Raw genomic sequence first — 26,997 nt, forward strand, 5'->3', positions numbered from 1 at the left:
GGCAAGATGGCTCAAGCGAAGAAAGCCCGCGCCCGCAAACCGGCTGCCTTTATCGACGATCCGCTGTGGTACAAGGACGCGATCATCTACCAGGTGCATGTGAAGTCGTACTTCGATTCCAACAACGACGGGATCGGCGACTTCCCCGGCCTGATCGACAAGCTCGACTACATCGCCCAACTTGGCGTCAATACCATCTGGCTCCTGCCGTTCTACCCGTCGCCACGCCGCGACGATGGCTACGATATCGCCGAGTACCGGGGCATTCACCCGGACTACGGCAGCATGGCCGATGCCAAGCGCTTCATCGCCGAGGCGCACAAGCGCGGGCTGCGCGTGATTACCGAGCTGGTCATCAACCACACCTCGGACCAGCACCCATGGTTCCAGCGGGCGCGCAAGGCCAAGCCGGGGTCGTCGGCGCGCAACTTCTACGTGTGGTCGGACAGCGACCAGAAATACCCGGAAACCCGGATCATCTTCCTCGATACCGAGAAGTCCAATTGGACCTGGGACCCGGTCGCCGGCCAGTACTTCTGGCACCGCTTCTACTCGCACCAGCCGGACCTGAACTTCGATAACCCGCAGGTGTTGCGCGCCGTGCTCAGCATCATGCGCTACTGGCTGGACCTCGGTGTCGACGGCCTGCGCCTGGATGCCATTCCCTACCTGGTGGAGCGTGAAGGCACCAACAACGAAAACCTGCCGGAGACCCATGAGGTCCTGAAGAAGATCCGCGCCGAGATCGACGCCAACTACCCGGATCGCATGCTGCTGGCCGAAGCCAACCAGTGGCCGGAAGACACCCAGCTGTATTTTGGCGGCAAGGAGGGCGGTGGTGGCGACGAATGCCACATGGCCTTCCACTTCCCGCTGATGCCGCGGATGTACATGGCCATCGCCCAGGAGGACCGCTTCCCGGTCACCGACATCCTGCGCCAGACGCCGGACATCCCGGCCAACTGCCAGTGGGCGATCTTCCTGCGCAACCACGATGAGCTGACCCTGGAGATGGTCACCGACAAGGAGCGCGACTACCTCTGGAACTACTACGCCGCCGACCGCCGCGCCCGGATCAACCTGGGCATCCGTCGGCGCCTGGCGCCGCTGATGGAGCGCGACCGCCGCCGCATCGAGCTGCTCAACAGCCTGCTGCTGTCGATGCCGGGCACGCCGGTGATCTACTACGGCGACGAAATCGGCATGGGCGACAACATCTTCCTCGGCGACCGCGACGGCGTGCGTACGCCGATGCAGTGGAGCATCGACCGCAACGGCGGTTTCTCCCGCGCCGACCCGGCGAGCCTGGTGCTGCCGCCGATCATGGACCCGCTGTATGGCTTCCAGACCATCAACGTGGAGGCCCAGCTGCGCGACCCGCATTCGCTGCTCAACTGGACGCGGCGGATGTTGTCGATCCGCAAGCACCAGAAGGCCTTTGGCCGTGGCACGTTGAAGCTGCTGTATCCGGCCAACCGGCGCATCCTCGCTTACCTGCGCGAATTCACCGGGCCCGACGGCAGCAACGAGACCATCCTCTGCGTGGCCAACGTTTCGCGCTCGGCGCAGGCGGTGGAGCTGGACCTCTCGCTGTTCGCCGGTATGGTGCCGGTGGAGATGGTCGGTGGCAGCGCTTTCCCGCCGATTGGCCAGCTCACCTACCTGCTGACCCTGCCGCCCTATGGCTTCTACTGGTTCCTGCTCGCGCCGCAGGCGCAGATGCCGGCCTGGCATGCCGAGGCGCCGGAGCCGATGCCGGACTTCAACACGGTGGTGATCAAGCGCGACATGAGCGAGCTGCTGGACGGCCCGGCGCGGCGCATTCTCGAGCAGGACGCCTTGCCTGCCTACCTGCCGAAGCGCCGCTGGTACGCCGCCAAGGATGAGAAGATCGAGCGTGCCCGGATCGCCTATGGCGTGCCGTTCTGCACCGGTTCGCAGCCGTGCCTGCTAGCCGAGGTGGAGGTCGAGAACGCTAAGGGGACCGAGCGCTACCTGCTGCCGTTCGGCACGTTCGGCGAGGACGATCAGGTCGGCGCCTTGCCCCAGCAGTTGGCCATGGCTCGTCTGCGCCGGGTGCGTCAGGTGGGGCTGATCACCGATGCCTTCACCCTCAACGGCTTCATCGGCGAGGTGCTCAAGGCGCTGCGTGAAGAGCGGCGCATCGCCTGCCTGGATGGCGAGTTGCAGTTCCTGCCCACGTCGTTGCTCGCCGGCCTGGAGCTGCCGGCGGACGCCGAGTCGCGCTACCTCACCGCCGAGCAGTCGAACAGCTCGGTGGTGGTCGGCGATGCCCTGGTGATGAAGCTGATTCGCCGGGTCATCGGCGGCGTCCATCCCGAGGCGGAGATGGGACGCTACCTCACCGAGCACGGTTTCGCTCACATCGCGCCGCTGCTCGGCGAGGTCCGCAGGGTTTCCGCCGACGGCACGCCCCATGCGCTGATCATCGTGCAGCGCTACCTGAACAACCAGGGCGATGCCTGGGAATGGACCCAGGACACCCTGGAGCGGGCGATCCGCGACACCATTACCGGCGGTATTTCCGAAGTGGAAAACCAGTTCAGCGCCATGGTGGAGCTGGAAAACTTCGCCCGTATGCTCGGCCAGCGCCTGGGCGAGATGCACAGCCTGCTGGCGCAGGCCAACGATGATCCGGCCTTTGCCGTGAAGGTCAGCGACGAGGCGGATGCCAGGGGCTGGAGCGAGGCGATCGGCCGGCAACTGAGCGGGGCCCTGGAGATTCTTGCCGCGCGGCGTGACAGTCTGCGTGCCGAGGACGGGGTCATCGTCGAGCAATTGATCGGCGAGGGCGATGCCTTGCTGCGGGCCATCGATGGCCTGGCGCAGCGGGCGATCGGCGGTTTGCGCATGCGTGTGCACGGTGACCTGCATCTGGGCCAGGTCCTGGTGGTGCAGGGCGATGCCTACCTCATCGACTTCGAAGGCGAGCCCGCGCGTTCCCTGGACGAGCGTCGGGCGAAGCACAGCCCCTACAAGGACGTTGCCGGCATCCTGCGCTCCATCGAGTATGCCGCCGCCATGGCCATGCGCCGCGCGCAGAGCGCCGACAGTTCGGAAGAGGCCAACCTCGCGCGCAGCCAGACCGCCGCGACTTACCGCAGCACCACCCGCGAGGCCTTCCTCGAGGCCTATCGCCAGGCCGCCGGAGGCATCCCGCACCGCTGGCGCGACGAGCGCGGCGAACAAGCGGCCCTGGATCTCTTCACGTTGGAGAAGGCCGCCTACGAAATCGCTTACGAGGCCGCCAACCGGCCGGCCTGGTTGTCCATATCCCTGCAGGGCCTCGCGGCCCTGGCCGATAAGCTCATCGCTGGAGGTAACCCATGATCGACCGCCTCGCGCAGTCCGCCCGGCAGGACGAGGCGCTGCTGATTCCCACGGCCCTGGTGGATGCGCTGGTCAGCGCCACCCAGGCTGATCCTTTTGCCGTGCTCGGCCCCCATTCGGTACGCGATGGGCTGGTGGTGCGCACTTATCAGCCGGGGGCACTGGGGGTCACTGCCATCGCCCGTGACAACGGGGAAACCCTGGCCGAATTGGAGCCGGTGCAGGCGCCGGGCCTGTTCGTCGGTCGTTTGCCGGAGGCCCGGCCGTATCGCCTGCGTGTCCGCTGGGCCGGTGGCGACCACGAGGCCGAGGACCCCTACAGCTTCGGGCCGTTGCTCGGCGAGATGGATCTCTATCTGTTCGCCGAGGGCAATCACCGTGACCTGGGCCACTGCCTGGGGGCCCAGCCGATGACCATCGAAGGCGTGGAGGGCGTGCGTTTCGCCGTCTGGGCGCCGAATGCCCGGCGCGTGTCGGTGGTTGGCCATTTCAACAGTTGGGACGGCCGCCGGCACCCCATGCGCCTGCGCTATCCGGCGGGCGTGTGGGAGCTGTTCATCCCGCGCCTGGGGCCGGGCGAGCCCTATCAGTATGAAATCCTCGGCCCCAACGGCCTGCTGCCACTGAAGGCCGACCCGGTCGCCCTGGCCACCGAAGCGCCGCCCGGCACCTCGTCGGTGGTGGCGCAGCCGCTGGATTTCGCCTGGAACGATCAGGCCTGGATGCAGCAACGCGCCTCACGCCAGGCGGCCAATGCGCCGATCTCCATCTACGAGCTGCATGCCGGCTCCTGGCGCCGTGAGAGCGGGGAGCTCTACAACTGGCGAGAGCTGGCGGAGCGGCTGATCCCCTACGTCATCGACATGGGCTTCAGCCATATCGAGCTGCTGCCGATCATGGAGCACCCGTTCGGTGGCTCCTGGGGCTACCAGCCGCTCTCGATGTTCGCCCCCAGCGGCCGCTACGGAACGCCGCAGGACTTCGCCGCCTTCATCGACGCCTGTCACGTGGCCGGCATCGGCGTGATCCTCGACTGGGTACCCGCGCACTTTCCCACCGACGAACACGGCCTGGCGCGTTTCGACGGCACCGCACTGTACGAATACGAGCACCCGTTCGAGGGCTTCCATCAAGACTGGGACACCTACATCTATAACCTTGGCCGCACCGAGGTGCATGGCTTCATGATTGCCTCGGCTTTGCACTGGCTGCGGCAGTTCCACATCGATGGGTTACGGGTGGATGCGGTGGCCTCGATGCTCTATCGCGACTATTCGCGCAAGGAAGGCGAGTGGATACCGAACCGCTACGGCGGGCGCGAGAACCTGGAGGCCATCGAGTTCCTCCGTCACCTGAACGACGTGGTAGCCCTGGAAACCCCCGGCGCTTTGGTGATCGCCGAGGAGTCCACCGCCTGGCCGGGCGTGACTCAGGCGACCCAGGAGGGCGGGCTTGGCTTCTCCTACAAATGGAACATGGGTTGGATGCACGACACCCTGAAGTACATGGCCGAAGACCCGGTGCACCGTTCCTATCACCACGACAAGATGACCTTCGGGCTGATCTATGCGTTTTCCGAGCGCTTCATTCTGCCGATTTCCCACGACGAAGTGGTGCACGGTAAACGCTCGCTGCTGGACAAGATGCCCGGCGACCGCTGGCAGAAGTTCGCCAACCTGCGCGCCTACCTGAGCTTCATGTGGACCCAGCCGGGCAAGAAGCTGCTGTTCATGGGCTGCGAGTTCGGCCAGTGGCGCGAGTGGAACCACGACACCGAACTGGACTGGTACCTGCTCAACTATGGCGAGCACCAGGGTGTGCAACGCCTGCTGCGCGACCTCAACCGGCTCTACAACCAGGAACCGGCGCTGTACGAGCGCGATTGCGAACCCGATGGCTTCCAGTGGCTGATCGGCGACGACCGCGCCAACAGCGTCTATGCCTGGCTGCGCTGGAGTTCCACCGGGCATCCGCTATTGGTGGTGGCCAACTTTACCCCGGTGGTGCGGCATGGCTATAGGATCGGCGTGCCGCTGGCGGGGCACTGGATGGAAGTGCTCAACAGCGACGCCGAATGCTACGCCGGCTCCAACGTCGGCAATGCCGGCGGCGTGCTGACCGATACCATCGAAAGCCACGGCGAGTCGGTTTCCCTGTCATTGAACCTGCCGCCGCTGGGGGTGCTCATCCTGCGACCGACGCCGGTGGGCGGATGATCGAGGCATGAACCTGCAGGAGCCAGCTTTGCTGGCGAAGCGCCGGCTCCTGTAGGGGCGAATTCATTCCCCCAAACCAACCTCCATCGGGCGAATAAATTCGCCCCAACGGGCAGTCGCCGGGCTTGATTCGTAGGAGCGAACCCCGCTCGCGAAGCGGAGTATCGCCGAACGCACGAATCGCCAGCAGAGCTGGCTCCTACAAAAACGGGGCCATGCGGCTCAGCCTGTGAGGGCGAATTCATCCGAGATAGAGGGCTGGGCCCATCGCGAACGAATTCGCTCCCACAGAATGCGCCGCCTCACGCCGCCAGGCTGATCCGGGCCAGGGCGCGTTCGATGGCGCTCGAGTCGGTCGGCCGGACCAGCCGGGCCACTTCCTTGCCCTGATCGAGGAAGATCAGCGTGGGCCACAGCGTCACCCGGAACGACCGCCCCAGCGGGCGGCCCTTGCCGTCTTCGATCTTGATATGGCGGATTTCCGGGTGCCGGGCGAAAGCCTTGGCGAGGAGGGGTTGCGCCGCCTGGCAGTGCCCACACCAGGAAGCGCCGAACTCCAGGACGGTCGGTTCTTCCAGGGCTTCCACTTCGGCGCGCGTCGGTTCGGTCGCGGGATAAATTCTGCTCATGTTCATGGGGCGATCTCGAAAAGCGGAGACACACCTTGTTAGAAGCTGTCCAAAGAGGTGTGTTCCCGTCCCCGACACCACGTCCACCCTGTGGGGGCGAATTCATCGCCCGGCGGACGTATGACGGCCCTCAGGCAGGTTTTCGCAACCGCCGCGTATTGACGATATCCACCGCGCGGGCCCGCAGTTGGCCGCAGCCGCCGTCGATATCCTGGCCGGCCGAGTTGCGTACCTTGGTCAGTACGCCGCGGCTGTGCAGGTAGCGAACCATCTGCACGATGCGCTCGCCGTCCGGGCGCTGGTAGTCGTCCATTTCCAGGCTGTTGTAAGGGATCAGGTTCATCACCGCGTACCTGCCCTTGAGCAGGCGCAGGATGCCGTCCATTTCTTCCTGGCTGTCGTTGATGCCCTTGAGCAGCGTCCACTGGTACTGGATGGGGTAGCCGACCTGACGGGCATAGGCTTCGCCCAGTTCGACCAGCTCCTCGGGAGCGATTTTCGGTGCACGGGGCAGCAGCTTCTCGCGCAGCGCGGCGTCGGTGGTGTGGAGGGAAAGGGCGAGGCCGGGTTTGACCCGCTGCTGCGGCAGGCGCTCGAACACGCGCATGTCGCCGACCGTGGAGAACACCAGGTTCTTATGGCCGATGCCGCCCTCGGTGCCGAGCAGGTCGATGGCTTCCAGTACGTTGTCCAGGTTGTGCGCCGGCTCGCCCATGCCCATGAAAACCACCTTCTTCACCGGGCGGAAGCGCCGGGCAAGGGCGACCTGGGCGACGATTTCGGCGCTGCTTACCTGGCGCAGCAGGCCGCTCTTACCGGTCATGCAGAATACGCAACCCACCGCGCAACCCACCTGGGTCGAGACGCACAACCCGTCGCGGGGCAGCAGCACGCTTTCCACCATCTGGCCATCGTTCAGTTCCACCAGCAGCCGGGCGGAACCGTCGGCGGCCGGATGTTCCGAGCGCAACCGCGCCAGCCCGGCGAGTTGTTCGGACAGTGCGGGAAGCGCCTCGCGCACGCTGAGCGGCAGGAAGTTCTCCGCCTGTTGGTGGCGCCGACCGCTGTCGAGGGGCAGCCCCTTCAGCCAGGCACGGACGATCCGTCCGGCATGCCGGGGATTGGCGCCGAGGTCGGCGAGGCGTTGTTGGATTTCAGGGATGCGCATGGGGGGCGCATGCTACCACCGGCTGCGCTTGCCGCGTAGCGGGGGAGATGAGCCACCGGTCTGCGGGCCGAGGTTCAATGCCGCACTGGCTTAGAGTTTGATCATGGTCGCTAGGAAAGGCTCACAAGAGCCATTTCATCATTGCAAACAGGGTTACTCCATAATTGCGTAGGTTATATACAGTTGGAGACTCTGGCTACTTCATTGTTATCGATCATCACACGATAAACCGCATGTAATACGAAGCATGGCCGGCCCTGAAACAACGTGGCCCTCAACTGAACTATCTATAACAACCGAAAACGAATTCCGAACCACAGTAGGCGAGGGCTGGCGTAGCTCTCGATATCAATCGTGTGGCCGTTCCAGTTGTGAGTTGTCATAGTGCCAATCCTTGAGGTGAAAGTGGCTTATTCGTTTGGGATAAGTTTAAAAATGCTTCGCTTGAAAAGGCTGTTGGCGGCCTTGCGAGGTGGGATCTAATCGTTAAGCCGGTTTTATATGAATGTTAATGGGCCAAACTTTTTATTCCGGCTCGTCATCGGCAGAAACAGCACTCAAACACTTCACCCGATGCTTACCCTCGTCGAGCATCCATACGTCTTCCTCGGCTCGATACTCGGCTTCCATCACCTGGTTGTAGCTGAAGCGCCACGTGCGGCGGTCGCGGCCGTCAAGGGCTTCGATGGTGAGTACGGTTTCCCCGCTGGCGAAGGGGTGGTCGGCTTCCGCGGCGGCATCGGTCTGGTCCAGCAGGTCTTCGTTGAGGCTGAACTGCCAGGCGTGCAGGCCGTCGATTTCCAGCATGTCGGCGGTTTCCAGTTGGTCGAGAAGGTAGAGGGGAGCGTCTGTCATGGGCGTATCCGGGTTGGCTGGTCGAGGCGAGAGGGTAAGGGGCTCGCGTCGGGGGAACAAGCGTTGCGTTGCCGTCCTGCGCGTGGGTTCCACTGTGCTTGCGGCGGGGTACTACGCTTTCGGATAGCGACAGGTCTGCATCGCGGTTTCCGCTCCTTTCGTCCAGGGTCGGTTTCAGGATGTGGGGGGTCGTTCAGGGGCAATTTCCAGGCGCTGGGAATGGCAAGCTGCCCCAATGCTCCGTACCAGTGCACGAAGAGGCCTGGGCGATGCACAAGGATGGCTCCAGCGAGGTCACGCTGCCGTGACGTGGCGTACGCTGCAGCCGAAGATTTCCGGATGGCCGCCGGTATGGGTCAGCGTCGTCCGTGATGCCGAGGAAAACGCTGCATGCCTGACGAGACACTTCACCTGCCCCTGATTCTCAGCGTGCTGGAGCGCGAGAAGGACACCCCCGGTGCCCTGTTGCCGATCCTGCATGCCATCCAGGAGGGCGTCGGGTATATCCCGGATGCCGCCGTCCCCGAGATCGCCCATGCCCTCAACCTCAGCCAGGCCGAAGTGCGCGGAGTGATCAGCTTCTACCACGACTTCCGTACCACGCCCCCGGCGCGTCATATCTTGCGCCTTTGCCACGCCGAGTCCTGCCAGAGCATGGGCGGCGCGCAATTGGCCGCGCAGTTGCGCGAGCACCTGGGGCTGGACGACCACGGCACCACGGCCGACGGGCAGGTCAGCCTGCGGCCGGTCTATTGCCTGGGTGCCTGCGCCTGTTCGCCGGCCCTGGAACTGGATGGCCAACTGCACGCACGGCTCACCCCCGAGGGGCTGCGTGAGCTGGTCAACCGTTGCCTGGAGGATGGGACATGCTGACGCTGTGCATCCCCGGCGATTCGATTGCCCGCGCAGTAGGCGCGGATGAGGTGGCCGTGGCGCTGGCCCGCGAGGCCGAACGGCGCAACCTGCCGCTGGAACTCAAACGCACCAGTTCCCGTGGCCTCTATTGGCTGGAGCCGCTGGTGGAGCTTGAGAGCGCCGACGGCCGCCTGGGCTTCGGCCCGATCACTTCCAAGGATGTCCCGTCCTTGCTGGATGCCTTGCAGGGCGATACCAGCACCCATCCGCTGGCACTGGGGCCGGTGGAGGAATTGCCCTATCTCAAGAGTCAGCAGCGCCTGATCTTCGCCCGCGCCGGCATTACCCGTCCGCTGTCCCTGGACGACTACCGGGACCTGGGCGGCTTCGAAGGGCTGGCCCGCGCCATCGGCCAGAGCGGCGAGGAAATCGTCGCCTCTGTGCTGGATTCCGGCCTGCGAGGCCGGGGCGGTGCGGCGTTCCCGGCCGGGATAAAGTGGCGCACCGTGCGCGAGGCCAAGGCTGCGCAGAAGTACGTGGTGTGCAATGCCGACGAAGGCGATTCCGGCACGTTCGCCGACCGTATGTTGATGGAGGGCGACCCCTTCCTGTTGATCGAAGGCATGGCCATCGCCGGCCTCGCGGTAGGTGCCAGCATGGGCTACATCTACGTGCGCTCGGAGTACCCGCAGGCGGCGCAAACCCTGCGCGCGGCCATCGATATCGCCCGCGAGGCCGGCTATCTCGGAGCCGACGTGGCGGGAAGCGGACGTGTCTTCGAACTGGAGGTGCGGGTCGGTGCCGGTGCCTACATCTGCGGTGAGGAAACCTCCCTGCTGGATTCCCTCGAAGGCAAGCGCGGCACGGTACGCGCCAAGCCGCCGCTACCGGCCCTGCAAGGGCTGTTCGGACTGCCGACCCTGGTGCACAACGTGCTCACCCTGGCTTCGGTGCCGATCATCCTGGCCCGTGGCGCACAGTTCTACCGCGACTTCGGCATGGGCCGCTCGTTGGGCACCATGCCGTTTCAACTGGCTGGCAACATCCGTCACGGTGGCTTGGTGGAGCGGGCTTTCGGCCTGACCCTGCGCGAGCTGGTGGAAGACTATGGCGGTGGTACGGCTACGGGCCGGCCGATCAAGGCCGCCCAGGTGGGCGGGCCGCTGGGTGCCTGGGTGCCGCCGTCGCAATTCGATACTCCGCTGGACTACGAGGCGTTCGCCGCCATGGGCGCAATGCTTGGCCACGGTGGTGTGGTGCTGGCCGACGACAGCCTGGACATGGCGCGCATGGCGCGTTTCGCCCTGCAATTCTGCGCCGAGGAGTCCTGTGGCAAGTGCACGCCGTGCCGCATCGGCTCCACCCGCGGTGTCGAAGTGGTGGATCGCCTCTTGGCGGCGCCCGACGATGCGACGCGGGATGAGCAGGTGATCCTGCTCAAGGACCTCTGCGACACCCTGACTTATGGCTCTCTCTGCGCCCTGGGCGGCATGACTGCCTACCCGGTGACCAGCGCGCTCAAGCATTTCCCTGCCGACTTCGGGCTGAAGTCTTCGGAGGCCGACCAATGATCAACATCTTCGACCCCGCCAGCGATATCGACCTCGGTACCCCGGCCCGCGAAAGCGAGGTGCAGGTCAGCCTGACCATCGATGGCCGCGAGATCAGCGTGCCCGCCGGCACCTCGGTGATGCGCGCCGCCGCACTGCTCGGCACCACCATTCCCAAACTCTGCGCCACCGAGAGCCTGGAAGCCTTCGGCTCCTGCCGTATGTGCCTGGTGGAAATCGACGGCATGCGCGGCTATCCGGCCTCCTGCACCACGCCGGTGAGCGAGGGCATGGTGGTGCGCACCCAGACCTCCAAGCTCGCCACCCTGCGGCGCAACGTGATGGAGCTGTACATCTCCGACCACCCGTTGGACTGCCTGACCTGTTCGGCCAACGGCAACTGCGAACTGCAGACAGTGGCGGGGCAGGTGGGCCTGCGCGAAGTGCGTTACGGCTATGACGGTGCCAATCACCTGGAAGAGGCCAAGGACGTATCCAACCCCTATTTCGACTACGACCCGAGCAAGTGCATCGTCTGCAACCGCTGCGTGCGCGCCTGCGAGGAAACCCAGGGCACTTTCGCCCTGACCATCAGCGGTCGCGGCTTCGAGTCCCGCGTGGCGGCGGCCGGTGGCGAGAACTTCCTCGACTCCGAATGCGTGTCCTGCGGCGCCTGCGTGCAGGCCTGCCCGACTGCCACGCTGATGGAGAAGAGCGTGGTGGAGAAGGGCCAGCCGGAGCGCAGCATCATTACCACCTGCGCCTACTGCGGCGTGGGCTGTTCCTTCCGCGCCGAGGTGAAGGGCGACCAACTGGTACGCATGGTGCCGGACAAGAACGGCCGGGCCAACCACGGCCACGCCTGCGTCAAAGGGCGTTTCGCCTGGGGCTATGCCACCCATCCGGACCGCATCACCAAGCCGATGATCCGCAAACACATCGACGACCCCTGGCAGGAAGTCAGCTGGGACGAGGCGGTGAGCTACGCGGCCAGCGAATTCCGCCGCATCCAGCTTAAGTACGGGCGCGACTCCATCGGTGGCATCACCTCCAGCCGTTGCACCAACGAAGAAGCCTACCTGGTCCAGAAGCTGGTACGTGCGGGCTTCGGCAACAACAACGTCGACACCTGTGCGCGGGTCTGCCACTCGCCCACCGGCTATGGTCTCAAGCAGACCCTGGGCGAGTCGGCCGGCACCCAGAGCTTCGATTCGATCATGCAGGCCGACGTGATTCTGGTGATCGGCGCCAACCCCACCGACGCCCACCCCGTCTTCGGCTCCCAGCTCAAGCGCCGCCTGCGCGAGGGCGCGCGGCTGATCGTCATCGACCCGCGCCGCATCGATCTGGTGGATTCGCCTCACGCCCGCGCCGAGCTGCACCTGGCGCTGCGTCCCGGCACCAACGTGGCCATGCTCAATGCCTTGGCCCATGTGATCGTCACCGAAGGGCTGGTCAATCAGGATTTCGTCGACGCCCGTTGCGAAGCGGCGGATTTCTCCCGCTGGCGCGATTTCGTCAGCAAGTCGGAGAACTCTCCGGAAATCCTCGGCCCGGTCTGCGGCGTGCCCGCTGCGCAGATCCGCGCCGCCGCGCGCCTGTATGCCACCGGCGGCAATGCGGCGATCTACTATGGCCTCGGCGTGACCGAGCACAGCCAGGGCAGCACCGCGGTAATGGCCATCGCCAACCTCGCCATGGCCACCGGCAACATCGGCCGCGAAGGGGTAGGGGTGAACCCGCTGCGTGGGCAGAACAATGTGCAGGGCTCCTGCGACATGGGCTCCTTTCCCCATGAATTGCCGGGCTACCGCCACGTCTCCAACGAGGCGGTGCGCGCCCAGTTCGAACAGGCTTGGGGTGTGACCCTGCAGCCCGATCCCGGCCTGCGCATCCCCAACATGTTCGAGGCGGCCCTGGACGGCAGCTTCAAGGCGCTGTACTGCCAGGGCGAGGACATCGCCCAGAGCGACCCCAACACCCAGCATGTCACCGCTGCGTTGTCGGCGATGGAATGCGTGGTGGTGCAGGACATCTTCCTCAACGAAACCGCCAAGTTCGCCCATGTGTTCCTGCCGGGCAGCTCCTTCCTGGAGAAGGACGGCACCTTTACCAACGCCGAGCGGCGCATTTCCCGCGTGCGCAAGGTGATGGAGCCGCTGGGCGGCAAGGCCGACTGGGAAGCGACCCAACTCCTGGCCAATGCTCTGGGCTACAAGATGGACTACAAGCATCCGTCCGAAATCATGGACGAGATCGCCCGTCTGACCCCGACCTTCACCCGCGTCAGCTACGCCGAATTGGACCGCCACGGCAGTCTGCAATGGCCTTGCAACGACACCGCGCCGGACGGCACACCGACCATGCACATCGAGGAATTCGTGCGTGGCAAGGGGCGCTTCATGCTCACCGGCTACGTGCCCACCGAGGAGAAGGTCAATAGCCGCTATCCGCTACTGCTGACCACCGGCCGCATCCTCAGCCAGTACAACGTCGGTGCCCAGACCCGACGCACCGACAACGTCGCCTGGCACGGGGAAGACCGCCTGGAAATCCACCCGACCGACGCCGAAAGCCGTGGCATCGTCGATGGCGACTGGGTCGGCGTCGGCAGCCGCGCCGGGCAGACGGTGCTGCGCGCCAAGGTCAGCGAGCGGGTGGCACCGGGCGTGGTCTACACCACCTTCCACTTCCCTGAATCGGGGGCCAACGTGATCACCACGGACAACTCCGACTGGGCCACCAACTGTCCGGAATACAAGGTCACGGCAGTGGAAGTCTCGCGGGTCTACCAACCTTCCGAATGGCAAAAACGCTACCAGGCGTTCAGCGACGAACAACGGCGCCTGCTCAAGGAGCGCCGCCGCGCCGAGAAAGCAGAGGTACGTAGATGAGCAGCGAAAACCTGATCAAGATGGCCAACCAGATCGCCCAGTTCTTCGACTCCGAGCCGGACAATGCAGAGGCCGTGCATGGTGTACGCCAACACCTGCAAAGCTTCTGGACCCCCGCCATGCGCATCGAGCTGATGGCCTGGCAAGTGGAACACGGCGGCGCCTCCCTGCATCCCCTGGTGCAGGCAGCGTTGGCGGAGGTGGGGAGGGAGGTTTAGAAAGGCAGATTGGATTGCAAATAAAGAGGGTCATGTTGGGTGGGATACAGCGGCGCCGCAAGGCGCCCGCTGGAATGATGATTAGACTTGAGCTGGATCATTCAGTTACGGGTCGTGCCCCCTATCTCCGCCTGAATCAGCTCTCATCTGGATGCTGAACTAGCTATAGGCGACCCACAAATGCAGGCGCACGTCTGAGCACGTACCAAGCGCTGTGTACTTTTCGTTTTTCTGTATTACATGGTCGGGATACAACAAGCCTGTGTAGAGGCCTAGCAAAAGTTGATTTGCCACGCTCTACAAATACAGACCCTGACATTCCTGGCGCTCCAGCGCTTTCTAGAAGAATTTCTTGATGGCGGCCGGCAATTCGAGTTGCCGCAACGAATCGAGTTAGTACGACTGGGGTGGCTGGTTAGCGCCGTGAGCACTAAACTCATAAGGGAATCCAACGACATACAGTTTGTCTCCTACAGTAAGCAATGTGTTGCTCGGGAAGGAGTCCAGCTCTTCAAAATTTTTCGCCTTCTCTGCGGTGAAGCCACTGGCGTAGCTCAACGGCTGACGTTGCTCATCTAGGCAGCGGATAAGGGCGGCTTTGAATGGCAATTCAAAGAGTTGGTTGAGTAGAGAGTTCTCTTCGGAGTTGTTCATGTTGCATCCTGAGTACAGGGGCGACCTTCCATGATCGCCCGTCGCTCAATCAACCGTCATACCCCAAATTCGGCGCCAGCCAGCGCTCGGTCACGGCGAGGTCCTGGCCCTTGCGCTTCGTGTAGCTTTCCACTTGGTCCTTGTCCACTTTGCCCACGGCGAAGTATTGCGCTTGCGGGTGGGCGAAGTACCAGCCGCTGACGGCGGCGGCGGGGAACATGGCGTAGTGTTCGGTCAGGGTGACTCCGCTCTGGCCTTGCGGGTCGAGCAGTTGGAACAGGGTGCCCTTTTCGGTGTGGTCGGGGCAGGCCGGGTAGCCGGGGGCGGGGCGGATGCCGACGTACTCTTCCTTGATCAGCGCTTCGTTATCCAGGTGCTCGTCCGGCTGGTAGCCCCACCAGTGCTTGCGCACTTCGGCGTGCAGCCATTCGGCACAGGCTTCGGCGAGGCGGTCGGCCAGGGCCTTGACCATGATCGCGTTGTAGTCGTCGCCCTTGGCCTCGTAGGCCTTGGCGACTTCCTCGGCGCCGATGCCGGCAGTGGTAATGAAGCCGCCCACGTAGTCGGTCAGGCCGCTGTCCTTGGGGGCGACGAAATCGGCCAGGGAGAAGTTGGGTTTGCCGTCCGGCTTGATGGTCTGCTGGCGCAGGTGGTGGAGGCGGGCCAGTGGCTGGCCGTCGCCGCCGTAGACTTCGATGTCGTCGTCATCCACCTGGTTGGCCGGCCAGAAGCCGAACACTGCCTTGGCGCGGATGAGCTTTTCGTCGATCAGCTTCTTCAGCATGGCCTGGGCGTCGTTGAACAGCGCGGTGGCGGCCTCGCCGACCACTTCGTCAGTGAGGATGCGCGGGTACTTGCCGGCCAGGTCCCAGGAGATGAAGAAGGGCGTCCAGTCGATGTACTCGGCCAGCACCTTCAGGTCGATATCCTCCAGCACCTTGATGCCGGTGAAGCTGGGCTTCGGCGGCTGGTAGCCGGCCCAGTCGAACGGCGGCTTGTTGGCCACGGCCTGGGCATAGGGCAGGCGCTCGGTGCGGGCGCTGCGGTTGGCGGTGCGCTCGCGGACTTCGACGTACTCGGCGCGGGTGCGCTCGACGAAGCCGGCTTTCAGTTCCTTGGACAGCAATTGGGTTGCCACGCCCACGGCACGGGAGGCATCGGTGACATAAACCACCGCGTCGTTCTTGTACTGCGGGTCGATCTTCACCGCCGTATGGGCCTTGGAGGTGGTGGCGCCGCCGATCATCAGGGGCAGGGTGAAGCCCTGGCGCTGCATTTCCTTGGCGACGTGGACCATTTCGTCCAGCGATGGGGTAATCAGTCCGGACAGGCCGATGATGTCGCACTTCTCGTCCTTGGCGGTCTGCAGAATCTTCTCCGCCGGGACCATTACACCGAGGTCGACCACGTCGTAGCCGTTACAGCCGAGCACTACGCCGACGATGTTCTTGCCGATGTCGTGCACGTCGCCCTTGACCGTAGCCATGAGGATCTTGCCCTTGGCTTCCGGCTTGTCGCCTTTCTCCGCTTCGATGAAGGGGATCAGGTGGGCCACGGCCTGCTTCATCACGCGGGCGGATTTCACCACCTGGGGCAGGAACATCTTGCCCGAGCCGAACAGGTCGCCGACCACGTTCATGCCGGCCATCAGCGGCCCTTCGATGACCTCGATCGGCCGCGCGCATTGCTGGCGGCACTCCTCCGTGTCTTCGACGATGTAGGTGGTGATGCCCTTGACCAGCGCGTGCTCCAGGCGCTTGTCCACCGGCAGGCTGCGCCACTCTTCGTTTTCCACTTCTTTGGCGCTGCCGTCGCCCTTGTACTGGTCGGCGATGGCCAGCAGTGCTTCGGTGGCGCCGGGGTGGCGGTTGAGCACTACGTCCTCGACCTTGTCGCGCAGCTCCTTGGGAATCTCGTCGTAGATTTCCAACTGACCGGCGTTGACGATGCCCATGGTCAGGCCGTTCTTGATCGCGTAGTAGAGGAACACCGAGTGGATGGCTTCGCGCACCGGGTTGTTGCCGCGGAACGAGAAGGACACGTTGGACACCCCGCCCGAGCTCAGGGCATAGGGCAGGTTGTCGCGGATATAGGCGCAGGCGTTGATGAAGTCGACCGCGTAGTTGTTGTGCTCTTCGATGCCGGTGGCCACGGCGAAGATGTTCGGGTCGAAGATGATGTCTTCCGGCGGGAAGCCGACTTCGTTGACCAGAATGTCGTAGGAGCGCTGGCAGATTTCTTCCTTGCGCGCCTGGGTGTCGGCCTGGCCGGCTTCGTCGAAGGCCATCACCACCACGGCCGCGCCGTAGCGCTTGCACAGCTTGGCGTGGTGCTTGAAGGCGTCGACGCCTTCCTTCATGGAGATCGAGTTGACGATGCCCTTGCCCTGGATGCACTTGAGGCCGGCCTCGATCACTTCCCACTTGGAGGAGTCGATCATGATCGGCACGCGGGAGATGTCCGGCTCGCCGGCGATCAGGTTGAGGAAGGTCACCATGGCCTTCTTCGAGTCCAGCATGCCCTCGTCCATATTGATGTCGATCACCTGGGCGCCGGCTTCCACCTGCTGCAGGGCGACTTCGAGGGCTTCACTGTAGTTTTCCTCGCGGATCAGGCGGGCGAACTTGGCGCTGCCGGTGATGTTGGTGCGCTCGCCGACGTTCACGAACAGCGAGTTGCGATCGATGGTGAAGGGCTCCAGGCCGGACAGGCGGCACGCCTTGGGAATCTCCGGGATGGCGCGCGGCGGGTACTTGGCCACCGCCTCGGCGATCGCCTGGATGTGCGCGGGCGTGGTGCCGCAGCAGCCGCCGACGATATTGAGGAAGCCGGAGGCGGCGAATTCCTCGACCACCGCGGCCATTTCCGCCGGGGTTTCGTCGTATTCACCGAAGGCGTTGGGCAGGCCGGCGTTGGGGTGGGCGGAGACGTGAGTCTCGGCCTTGGTCGCCAGCTCTTCGAGGTACGGGCGCAGGTCCTTGGCGCCGAGGGCACAGTTCAGGCCGACGGAAATCGGCTGGGCATGGCGCACCGAGTTCCAGAAGGCTTCGGTGGTCTGGCCGGACAGGGTGCGGCCAGAGGCATCGGTGATGGTGCCGGAGATCATGATCGGCAGCTCGATGCCGAGTTGTTCGAAAACTTCCTGGACCGCGAAGATCGCCGCCTTGGCGTTGAGCGTGTCGAAGATGGTCTCGATCAGAATCAGGTCCGCGCCGCCCTCGATCAGGCCACGGGTGGCCTCGGTGTAGTTCTCCACCAGTTCGTCGAAGGTGACGTTGCGGTAGCCGGGGTTGTTCACGTCCGGGGAGATGGAGCAGGTGCGGCTGGTCGGGCCGAGCACGCCGGCGACGAAGCGCGGTTTGGCCGGGTTCTCGGCGGTCTTGGCGTCGGCCACCTGGCGGGCGAGGCGGGCGCCTTCGACGTTCAGTTCGTAGACCAGCTCTTCCATGCCGTAGTCCGCCTGGGATACGCGGGTGGCGTTGAAGGTATTGGTTTCGAGGATGTCGGCGCCGGCGTCCAGATAAGCCTTTTCGATGGCCTGGATCACGTCCGGGCGGCTCAGTAGCAGCAGGTCGTTGTTGCCCTTGACGTCGCTCGGCCAGTCGGCGAAGCGGGCGCCACGGTAGTCCGTCTCTTCCAGCTTGTAGCTCTGGATCATGGTTCCCATGCCGCCGTCCAGGATCAGGATGCGCTCCTTGAGAGCTTGCTGGAGGGCTGCGAGACGTGCGCTGCGGTCGGACATGGGGACTACCTGGGAATGCCGGAAAACGAGGTCGGGGATGATAGCAAACCTGCGCGGTTTCGGAGTGGACCACACTTTTGCATGAATTATGCTCAAGTTGGATCGCTTCGCCGGTACGCCAAGCTAGAATCGCCGCTCAACCGCGCCAAGGACCCCTGTCATGCCGTACCGCGCGCTCGCCAGCGCTTTCTTTCTGTTCATCTACGGCGCTGCCCAGGCCGAGCCGATTTCCTACACCCGTGACGTCCAGCCGATCTTCACCGCCAAGTGCGTGGCCTGCCATGCCTGCTACGACTCACCGTGCCAGCTCAACCTCGGTAGCGCCGAAGGGGTGACCCGTGGTGCGAATAAGCAGCCGGTCTACGACGGAACCCGGACCAAGGCGCAGGAGACGACCCGGCTGTTCCTCGATGCCCATGGGGCGGATGCCTGGCGGAGCCGGGGTTTCCATTCGGTGCTGCAGCCGAAGGGCGGCCAGGCCGCCTTGATGGCGCGGATGCTGGAGTTGGGGCACGAGGCGCCGTTCGAGGCCAATGCCAAGTTGCCGGACGACCTGGCGATCGGTATTTCCCGGGAAAACCAGTGCCCGTTGCCAGGCGAGTTCGAGCAGTTCGCCAATAAGAACCCGCGGGTTGGTATGCCGTTCGCGGTAACCGGCCTGAGCGAGAAGGAATACCGCACCCTGCAGGATTGGCTGACACAGGGGGCTCCGGTGGACGAACAGGCGTGGCGACCCAGTGCGGCGGAGGCCAGGCAGATCGCTGTCTGGGAATCGTTGCTGAATGCGCCGGGCGCGCGGGAGGAGCTGGTATCCCGTTGGCTCTACGAACACCTGTTCCTGGCCCACCTGTATTTCGAGGATGACGAGGCGGGGCACTTTTTCCAGATGGTGCGCTCGCGTACGCCGAGCGGCAAGCCGATCGATCCGATTGCCACACGGCGGCCGAACGACGATCCCGGTATCGATTTCCACTATCGCCTGCGGCCGATCCAGGGTGTGATCGTGCACAAGACGCATATCACCTATCCCCTCAGCGAGAAAAAGCTGGGGCGGGTGCGCGAGCTGTTCCTACAGGGTGATTGGCGGGTGGATGCGTTGCCGGGCTACGGGCCGCAGCGGCGCGCCAATCCATTCGAGACGTTCGCGGCGATTCCGGCCCGGGCGCGTTACCAGTTCATGCTGGATAACGCCGAGTATTTCGTGCGCACCTTCATCCGCGGGCCGGTGTGTCGCGGCCAGATCGCGACGGATGTGATCCGCGATAACTTCTGGACCTTCTTCCAGGCGCCCGAACACGACCTCTATATCACCGACGCCGCCTATCGCGAAAAGACCACGCCATTGCTGGCGCTGCCGGGGCAGATCGACGATCTGGGCAGCATGCTCGGGCTGTGGCGGGCGTATCGCGATAAACGCAACCAGTACGAAGAGCTGCGTCAGGCTGTCTATGCGAAAGCACCCGCGCCGAGCTGGTCGCATATCTGGACCGGCAATAACAACGCGCTGCTATCGATCTTCCGCCAGTACGACAGCGCCTCTGTGCGCAAGGGGCTGGTCGGTGAGATTCCGCAGACGCTCTGGTGGATGGACTATCCGCTGCTGGAACGCACCTACTACCAACTGGTGGTCAATTTCGATGTGTACGGCAATCTCTCTCACCAGGCACAGACCCGGCTGTATTTCGATCTGATCCGCAACGGCGCCGAGCAGAACTTCCTGCGCTTGCTGCCGGCGGATTCCCGTGTGGAGATCCTCGACGACTGGTACCAGCGCAGCGGCAAACTGAAGCAATGGCTGGATTACCAGCCCATCGACACGCGCACACCGACCGGCCTGCAACTCGCCGGCAATGACCCGAAGCGCGCGTTCGCCGAGGCCTTGCTGCAGCGCTATGTCGATCTCAATGCGCGTCCCGACCCGATCAACCGTTGCCGCACGGCGCATTGCTATCGCGCCGGGATCGACCCGGCCCGTCAGGACATCGATCAGACCCTCAGCCGCCTGACCAGTCGGCCCGCCGCTGGATTGCCGGTGATTGGCATGCTGCCGGAGGCGGTGCTGCTGCGCGTCGAGCTGCCGGACGGTTCGCGCGAGATCTACAGCGTGTTACGCAATCGTGCCCACAGCAACGTGGCGTTCATGCTCGGCGAATCGCTGCGCTACCAGCCAACCCTGGATACCCTGACGATCTATCCCGGTGTGCTGAGCAGCTATCCCAACTTCATGTTCAACCTGGAGGCGGGTGAGGTCGGGAGTTTCGTCGCGGCGCTGGAGCAGGCGAAGGATGCCGTGACCTTCGACAAGGTGGTCGGGCGCTGGGGCGTTCGCCGAACGCACCCGGAGTTCTGGCGCTACTTCCATGATCTGTCGCACTACATCCGGGAAACCGAGCCGGTGGAGTACGGCGAACTGGACATGAACCGCTACATGAATTTGTAGCGCCGACCCATCCAATACGGGCCGCGCTGCTGTGCGCGGCCCGCGATGCCTGCCCCGACGGGGAATCTTTTCCTACACCCTGCGGTCCGACCCTGTGACGGGACGGCAGGCACCGGGCAGGTGTCTGCCCTCGAATTTCGACGATGCACCTCTGTGTGTATCAGGAGAGGAGGGTATTCGCGGGATGTTGATGTCGCTGCAAGCGCTCAGGGCACTGGCAGCATGGTTGGTGGTTTTTCATCATTTCATGCAGATTTTTTTCGACTTGCGGTCGGATGGACCGGTTGGCGATTTCTTTTCGGACAAGGGGGCGGTGGGCGTCGACCTGTTTTTCGTCATCAGCGGTACCGTCATCTATCTCTCGACCCAGGGCAAGGACATCGGTCCCGGCCGCTTCCTGCTCAATCGTCTGTTACGTATCGTGCCGGCCTACTGGTTGTATTCGCTGCTGGCGGCCGGGTTGATCCTGTATTTCAATCCGGTCATGCCAACGCAGACGTTCGAGCTTGGCCATTTCCTCCTCTCGCTGCTGTTCATCCCGGCGGAAAATCCGGCGGGCTATGGTGAGTTTCCGACGCTCTATGTGGGCTGGACGCTCAACTACGAAATGTTCTTCTACCTGTTGTTCTCCCTCTCGCTGCTGGTGAACGAGCGCTTCCGGCCCTGGCTGACGGCGGCGTCGTTGGGCGTTGTGAGCCTGGTGCTGGCGCGTCAGGAGTGGGTAAGTGATTTCTACCGCAACAGCATCGTCTTCGAGTTTCTCCTCGGCCTGATGATCGGCGTGTGCTACCGGCGCGGCTGGATCGTCCAGGGGTTCTGGATACCCATTGCGCTGATCGTCGCGTCATTGCTGGCGATCCTGCATCTGCAGCCGTACCCACGCCTGTCGCACTGGGGCCTGCCCAGTGCGGTGATCGTTGCGGCCTGCCTGTCGCTGGAGCCGTATTTCCGCAGGAGCGGGTTGCTGAAGATGCTTGGCGACTGCTCCTACTCGGTGTACTTGCTACACGTCATCGTGCTGTCCCTGGGCTGGTACTTGAGTCAGCGTTTCGCCCTGAACCCTTACGCCGTGCTGGGCGCCTGTGTGCCGCTGATCCTCATCGCCGGCTGGTGCAGCTACGAGTTGATCGAGAAGCGCCTGATGCTGGGGATGAAGCTCTGGTTGTCGTCGGGTGGCGTGGTTTCCGAGCCGCTGTCATTTTTCCGACAAAAATACTAGGACTTTATCTGGCAAAGCCGATTGGCGTACACTGCGTGCATGTTTGCGAGGAGTTGCCATGAGCGCCATCACCATTACCGACGCGGCCCACGATTACCTGGCTGATCTGCTGGCCAAGCAGAACACCCCCGGCATCGGTATCCGCATCTTCATCACACAGCCGGGCACCCAGTATGCGGAAACCTGTATCGCCTATTGCAAGCCGGGCGAACAGAAGCCGGAAGACACCGCCCTGGCGCTGAAAAGCTTCACGGCCTGGATCGATGCGATGAGCGAGCCCTTTCTGGACGACGCCGTGGTGGATTACGCCACCGACCGCATGGGCGGCCAGCTCACCATCAAGGCGCCGAACGCCAAGGTGCCGATGGTCAACGAGGACAGCCCGCTCAACGAGCGGATCAACTACTACCTGCAGACCGAGATCAACCCCGGTCTGGCCAGCCACGGCGGTCAGGTGTCGCTGGTCGATATCGTCGAGGAAGGCATCGCCGTGCTGCAGTTCGGCGGTGGCTGCCAGGGCTGCGGCATGGTCGATGTGACGCTCAAGGACGGCGTGGAAAAGACACTTATGGAGCGTATCCCGGAATTGAAGGGCGTACGTGACGTTACCGACCACAGCAATCGGGAAAACGCCTACTACTGACAGGCGACGACACGAAAAGGCGACCCGCGGGTCGCCTTTTTCATGTCTGCGATTGGCGTAAGACCGGCTGATCGGCGATCACTGGCGCAACTTCACGGTCCAACAGGCATGCCCCGACCGCTTCGCCATGAAGGACTACCCGCCAGGAGCTTTTATGTCAGCCACTCGATTGCTGGTCTGCGACGACTCGGCGATGGCCCGCAAGCAACTGATCCGTGGCTTGCCGGAAGGTTGGCCGGTGTCCGTCAGTCAGGCTGCCAACGGACGTGAGGGGTTGGAGGCGATACGCCAGGGGCGGGGCGATGTGGTGTTGCTCGACCTGACCATGCCTGAGGTGGACGGCTACGAAGTGCTCGAAGCGCTGCGGCGTGAGGGCTTGCCCAGTCGAGTGATCGTGGTGTCCGGCGATGTGCAGGACGAAGCGGTCCGGCGAGTGGAGCAACTCGGAGCGCTGGCCTTCATCCGGAAGCCCGCCGATCCGGTGCTGCTGAAGGAAACGTTGGAGCGTCTCGATCTTCTGGCGCCTCCGTCTTCTGAGCCCGATGCCACGATATCGGTCGGCGGCGAGCCGGATGTCAGTTTTCATGATGCGTTTCGCGAGGTGGTCAACATCGCCATGGGCCGGGCAGGTGCCATGTTGGCCCGGGTACTGGGTGTTTTCGTCCAGTTGCCGATCCCCAACGTGAATGAGTTCGAGGCCGGCGAGCTGCACATGGCGCTGCTCGATGCCCAGGAGGGCGAGCGGCTGACGGCGATATGCCAGGGTTTTATCGGCGGAGGAATCGCCGGCGAGGCCCTGCTGATCTTTCACGATTCGGAAGTTTCCGACATGGCCAAGCTGATGCGTTGGCATGCCCAGGCCTATCCTGAACTGGAGATGCTGCTGGATCTGTCCTGTCTGCTGGTAGGCGCCTGCCTGAGTGGTCTGGCCGAGATGATCGATGTGGCGTTTTCACAAAGCCATCCTTTGATTCTCGGCGAACATGCTTCCATCGACGAACTGATCCGTCTCAATCGACATCGGTGGAAGAAGACGCTCGCCGTTGAAATCAGCTATAGCCTGGAAGGGCACGCCATTCATTTCGATCTGCTGTTCCTGTTTACCGAAGACTCGCTGGACCTGCTATCACGCAAGCTCAACTACCTGATGGATTGATCATGACTGAAGGGGCCGATCTCAAGGAGTTCCATTGGTTACTGGCGGTGGTGCAGAGCATCGACGTCGGTGTCGTTGTGCTGGATCGCCAGTACCGCGTAGAGGTATGGAACACCTTTATGGAGAATCGCTCCGGGCGGTTGCCGAGCGAGGTCCATGAGCAATTCTTTTTCAGCCTGTTTCCAGAGGTGGACGAGGCTTGGTTCCGGCATAAGGCAGAAAGCGTGGCGACCCTGGGTACCCCATCGTTCACCATCTGGGAGCAGCGCCCCTATCTGGTGCGTTTCAAGAATTATCAGCCGATCACCGGGCAGGAAAGCTTCATGTATCAGAACACTACGTTGTTGCCGCTACGGGCGGCCAACGGCGAGGTCGAACACTTCTGCCTGATTATCTATGACGTCACCCATGTGGCGCTGAACCGCCGTCTGCTACTGGCCGCAAACGAGCAATTGCAACATTTGTCCAACACCGACCGTCTGACCGGGTTGTTCAATCGAGGGCACTGGGAGGAGCGGCTTCGCCATGAGCTCGCCCGGCACCGCCGCTATGCGACCAAGGCAGCCTTGGTGATGTTCGACATCGATCACTTCAAGCGCGTCAATGACACCTATGGCCATCAGGCGGGAGACCAGGTGATACGGTTGGTCGCCGAAGTGCTGCGCGAGCATGTGCGCGATGTCGATGTGGCCGGTCGCTACGGGGGTGAGGAGTTCGTCGTCCTGATGCCGGATACCGACCAGAACGGCGCGGTGTGTTTCGCCGAGCGCTTGCGCCGATCCATCGAGTCGCTGTGGGCGCCTCATGAGGAGCATACGATCACGTTCACCGTCAGCCTGGGCGTCGCCGATCTGAGCGTGCCTACGACCGAGCATGTCCAACTGATCGAGCGGGCAGACCAGGCGCTGTATGCCTCCAAGAAGGGGGGCCGCAATCGGGTGAGCGTCTACGGCCAGTCAGAAGAGTGACTTCAGGACGGTTGTGGTGCCGGACGGCGGGCTCCGATCAATACCGCCGACAGCGCCACCAGCAAGAGCGGCAGCATGCCTATATTCACCGGCCCCCAGCCGATGCTGGTGATCATCGCCCCGGACGCGAGGGACATGACGGCCGCCACGCTGCCATTACCCAACTCCATCAGGCCTTGCGCGTGGCCTTTTTCCTCCGCCCCGTGCCCCTCCGCGAGCAGGGTGGTGCCGGCGACCAGCATCAGGTTCCAGCCGGCACCCAGGAGGAACGAGCTGACCAGAAAGTGCGCCTGGGCGATGCCGCTCAACGCGATGGCGGCACTGGCGATCAAGAGGGCGATGCCGATCAGGGCCACCCTCCGGCTGCCCAGCCGATCCACAAGCGGACCGGCAGCGAAGGCGGGCAGGAACATGCCGACCAGATGCCAGCGGATCACTTCGGCGCCAACTTCCACATCGAAGCCGCAGAAGCTCATGGCCAGGGGCGTGGCGTTCATCACCAGGATCATCAGCCCGTGGCCGATGGCGGTAATGGTCATGGCGGTACGGATCGCCGGGCGGGCCAGCAACAGCCGGATCATCGCCAGGCCTCCACTGCCCGGGCGCGGCGCGGCGCCTTCGCGCAGCTGCGCCATCAATAGCAGGCCGACCAGCGCCAGAACGGCGATTGCCAGGTAGGCGCCAACGAAGGGAGTGTCCAGGGCGTTGCGCGACCACAGCGCCAGCGACGGGGCGAACAGGGCGGCACACAGCCCGCCACCGATCACATAGGCTGTCGCCCGGCCTTTCTGTTGCTCGTTCACCGACTCCAGCGCGGCGAAGCGGTAATACATGGCCGACGCTTGGTAGGTGCCGATTGCCAGACTGCCGAGGCAGAACAACAGGAAATCGCCCAGCCATACGCCCAGCGCACTGAGCAGACCGCCCAGCACACCGCCGCCGGCCCCGAGCATCAGCCCGGCGCGCCGTCCGCGGCGCTGCATGAACAACGACAGCGGTTGCACTGCCAGCAGGTTGCCGACGACCAGCAAGGCCAGGGGCAGGGTGGCCAGGATGTTCAACGGCGCCAGTTGCATGCCCACCAGCGAGGTGAGGGTGATGCCGATCAGGGCGCAACTCCAGTACAGCGCTTGGCCGGCGAACAACAGGCGGATCGAGGGATTGCTCAGCAGCATAGGGGTTTCCTTTTCAGCAGGGCTTGAAGGTGCGCGAGGTGGTGGCGGGGAAGCGTTCCAACTTGCCCGTGGGGCGGCGCGGTCGGTTGACCAGCTCGCCGCCGCAGTTCGGGCAGCGCAACTGGAGCTTTTCTTCCGCGCAACCGCGGCAGAAGGTGCATTCGAAGGAGCAGATCAGCGCATCGGCGCTGTCAGGTGGCAGGTCGCGGTCACAGCATTCGCAACCAGGGCGCAGTTCAAGCATGACGGGTCTCCTTGAGCGGGCGCAGCCCGAAGCGCTCGGCGTATTCCTGCGGACTGACGGACAAGTGTTTATGGAAGGTGCGGCGCAGGTTCTCCGGGTGGCCAAAGCCCGTCAGCCGCGCGACGGTGGCGATCGACGCCTGGGCGTCCTGCAGCAAGGCGCGGGCGGCTTCCAGGCGGACGCGCTCGACGTAGCGACCGGGGCCCATGCCCAGCTCCTGGACGAAGACCCGCGACAGGGTGCGGGGCGCCATGCGTGCCTGCTCGGCCAGCGCCTCGAGAGACAGGTCGTCGCCAAGGTGGGCCGGTATCCAGTCGAGCAGGGCCGCCAGCCGCGAGGTGCGGTTGGGGTCTGGGGCGAGCAGGGCGCTGAACTGTGCCTGGCCACCCGGCCGGCGAAGGAACATCACCAGGCGCCGGGCCACGGCGAGGGCCAGCGAGCGACCGAGGTCGGCTTCCACCAGCGCCAGGGCCAGATCGATTCCGGCGGTCACCCCGGCGGAGGTGAACACATGGGCATCGCCATCACGCTCGAAGGGATCGTAGGTGTGCAGGCGGTTGTCCTGGACCTGCACGGCGGGATGTTCGCGCCGCAGGGTCTCGAGGTCCGCCCAGTGAGTCGTGGCGGGGCGCTGGTCGAGCAGTCCGGCCGCCGCCAGCAATAGCGCACCCGAACAGACCGAGCCGAGCCGGCGAACCTGAGGTTCGGTCTGACGTAGCCAGTCGAGCAGCGCCTGGTCCTCGCATTGCCGCTCGACACCCAGGCCGCCGGGCACCAGCAGCGTATCCAAGGTCGAAGTGTCCAGGCCACGCCAACTGAGTTCGGCGCAAATGCTCAGGCCGGCGGAGGTCGCCACCGGGCCGACGGCATCGCCGAGCACGTTCAACCGATAGGCAGGAGGAAGCCCTTGGCGCTGGCGTTCGACATTGGCGGAAGCAAAGACCTGCATGGGCCCGGTCACGTCCAGGCTCATCACATCGGGGTAAATCAAACAAGCGATCCAGCGTTGGTTTTCCACGG

Annotated in this window: 19 protein-coding genes; 11 read left to right on the forward strand and 8 right to left on the reverse strand. The window is 63.9% G+C overall.

The features are described from left to right. Positions 1–6: 6 nt before the first annotated feature. On the forward strand, positions 7–3,351 hold the full coding sequence (gene treS / locus BZL41_RS06215; protein WP_095598480.1) for a maltose alpha-D-glucosyltransferase: 3,345 nt from the start codon (positions 7–9) through the stop codon (positions 3,349–3,351). Next, on the forward strand, positions 3,348–5,567 hold the full coding sequence (gene glgB, locus BZL41_RS06220) for a 1,4-alpha-glucan branching protein GlgB (RefSeq protein WP_095598481.1): 2,220 nt from the start codon (positions 3,348–3,350) through the stop codon (positions 5,565–5,567). The genes treS and glgB overlap by 4 nt, the downstream gene beginning before the upstream one ends. Positions 5,568–5,869: 302 nt before the next feature. Here the strand turns inward: glgB and BZL41_RS06225 are convergent, their stop codons facing one another. The 3 genes from BZL41_RS06225 to BZL41_RS06235 form a co-directional block, all read right to left on the reverse strand. After that, positions 5,870–6,202, reverse strand: coding sequence for a thioredoxin family protein (locus BZL41_RS06225; protein ID WP_095598482.1), 333 nt, complete (start codon positions 6,200–6,202; stop codon positions 5,870–5,872). 124 nt (positions 6,203–6,326) lie between these two features. Beyond that, on the reverse strand, positions 6,327–7,364 hold the full coding sequence (locus tag BZL41_RS06230; RefSeq protein ID WP_095598483.1) for an RNA methyltransferase: 1,038 nt from the start codon (positions 7,362–7,364) through the stop codon (positions 6,327–6,329). Positions 7,365–7,889: 525 nt separating this feature from the next. Then, entirely contained in the window at positions 7,890–8,219 is a 330-nt protein-coding gene (locus BZL41_RS06235) for a DUF5629 family protein (protein WP_095598484.1), read from the reverse strand. Positions 8,220–8,609: 390 nt separating this feature from the next. Between BZL41_RS06235 and BZL41_RS06240 the strand changes: the two genes are divergently transcribed. Genes BZL41_RS06240 through BZL41_RS06255 form a run of 4 tightly spaced genes read left to right on the forward strand, consistent with a single transcriptional unit; the run spans position 8,610 to position 13,736 of the window. Then, positions 8,610–9,092 (forward strand): formate dehydrogenase subunit gamma, encoded by a 483-nt coding sequence (locus BZL41_RS06240; RefSeq protein ID WP_095598485.1) that lies wholly within the window; start codon positions 8,610–8,612, stop codon positions 9,090–9,092. After that, complete coding sequence (locus BZL41_RS06245) at positions 9,086–10,645, forward strand: NADH-quinone oxidoreductase subunit NuoF (RefSeq protein ID WP_095598486.1); 1,560 nt, start codon at positions 9,086–9,088, stop codon at positions 10,643–10,645. Before BZL41_RS06240 ends, BZL41_RS06245 begins: the two co-directional genes overlap by 7 nt. After that, on the forward strand, positions 10,642–13,518 hold the full coding sequence (gene fdhF / locus BZL41_RS06250) for a formate dehydrogenase subunit alpha (protein ID WP_095598487.1): 2,877 nt from the start codon (positions 10,642–10,644) through the stop codon (positions 13,516–13,518). The genes BZL41_RS06245 and fdhF overlap by 4 nt, the downstream gene beginning before the upstream one ends. After that, positions 13,515–13,736 carry a formate dehydrogenase subunit delta gene (locus BZL41_RS06255; protein WP_084335268.1) on the forward strand — a complete coding sequence of 74 codons (222 nt, stop codon included), beginning with the start codon at positions 13,515–13,517 and terminating at the stop codon, positions 13,734–13,736. The genes fdhF and BZL41_RS06255 overlap by 4 nt, the downstream gene beginning before the upstream one ends. 393 nt (positions 13,737–14,129) lie before the next feature. Here the strand turns inward: BZL41_RS06255 and BZL41_RS06260 are convergent, their stop codons facing one another. Further along, positions 14,130–14,390: a hypothetical protein gene (locus BZL41_RS06260; RefSeq protein ID WP_095598488.1), complete on the reverse strand. Its 261-nt coding sequence runs from the start codon at positions 14,388–14,390 to the stop codon at positions 14,130–14,132. A 49-nt stretch (positions 14,391–14,439) separates the two neighbouring features. Next, complete coding sequence (gene metH, locus BZL41_RS06265; RefSeq protein ID WP_095598489.1) at positions 14,440–18,132, reverse strand: methionine synthase; 3,693 nt, start codon at positions 18,130–18,132, stop codon at positions 14,440–14,442. Positions 18,133–18,292: 160 nt separating this feature from the next. On the opposite strand from metH, the gene BZL41_RS06270 reads away from it, so the two are divergent. The 5 genes from BZL41_RS06270 (at position 18,293) to BZL41_RS06290 (ending at position 24,558) form a co-directional block, all read left to right on the forward strand. Beyond that, entirely contained in the window at positions 18,293–20,572 is a 2,280-nt protein-coding gene (locus tag BZL41_RS06270; protein ID WP_095598490.1) for a fatty acid cis/trans isomerase, read from the forward strand. Between the two features lie 184 nt (positions 20,573–20,756). Beyond that, positions 20,757–21,791, forward strand: coding sequence for an acyltransferase (locus BZL41_RS06275; protein WP_095598491.1), 1,035 nt, complete (start codon positions 20,757–20,759; stop codon positions 21,789–21,791). 58 nt (positions 21,792–21,849) lie between these two features. Then, positions 21,850–22,434, forward strand: a complete 585-nt coding sequence (gene nfuA / locus BZL41_RS06280; RefSeq protein ID WP_084335262.1) for a Fe-S biogenesis protein NfuA — start codon at positions 21,850–21,852, stop codon at positions 22,432–22,434. Positions 22,435–22,588: 154 nt separating this feature from the next. Continuing rightward, positions 22,589–23,590 (forward strand): response regulator, encoded by a 1,002-nt coding sequence (locus tag BZL41_RS06285; RefSeq protein WP_095598492.1) that lies wholly within the window; start codon positions 22,589–22,591, stop codon positions 23,588–23,590. Between the two features lie 2 nt (positions 23,591–23,592). Further along, the gene (locus BZL41_RS06290) at positions 23,593–24,558 is read left to right on the forward strand and encodes a sensor domain-containing diguanylate cyclase (RefSeq protein WP_095598493.1); all 966 of its coding nucleotides are present in this window, start codon (positions 23,593–23,595) and stop codon (positions 24,556–24,558) included. Between the two features lie 2 nt (positions 24,559–24,560). Here the strand turns inward: BZL41_RS06290 and BZL41_RS06295 are convergent, their stop codons facing one another. Genes BZL41_RS06295 through BZL41_RS06305 form a run of 3 tightly spaced genes read right to left on the reverse strand, consistent with a single transcriptional unit; the run spans position 24,561 to position 26,995 of the window. Further along, positions 24,561–25,733, reverse strand: coding sequence for an MFS transporter (locus BZL41_RS06295; RefSeq protein WP_095598494.1), 1,173 nt, complete (start codon positions 25,731–25,733; stop codon positions 24,561–24,563). 13 nt (positions 25,734–25,746) lie between these two features. Beyond that, on the reverse strand, positions 25,747–25,977 hold the full coding sequence (locus BZL41_RS06300; protein ID WP_095598495.1) for a DUF1272 domain-containing protein: 231 nt from the start codon (positions 25,975–25,977) through the stop codon (positions 25,747–25,749). Then, complete coding sequence (locus BZL41_RS06305) at positions 25,970–26,995, reverse strand: GlxA family transcriptional regulator (protein ID WP_095598496.1); 1,026 nt, start codon at positions 26,993–26,995, stop codon at positions 25,970–25,972. The genes BZL41_RS06300 and BZL41_RS06305 overlap by 8 nt, the downstream gene beginning before the upstream one ends. Positions 26,996–26,997 lie beyond the last annotated feature (2 nt).

This window comes from Pseudomonas sp. PIC25 (genome assembly GCF_002286785.1).
Classification (GTDB): domain Bacteria; phylum Pseudomonadota; class Gammaproteobacteria; order Pseudomonadales; family Pseudomonadaceae; genus Pseudomonas_M.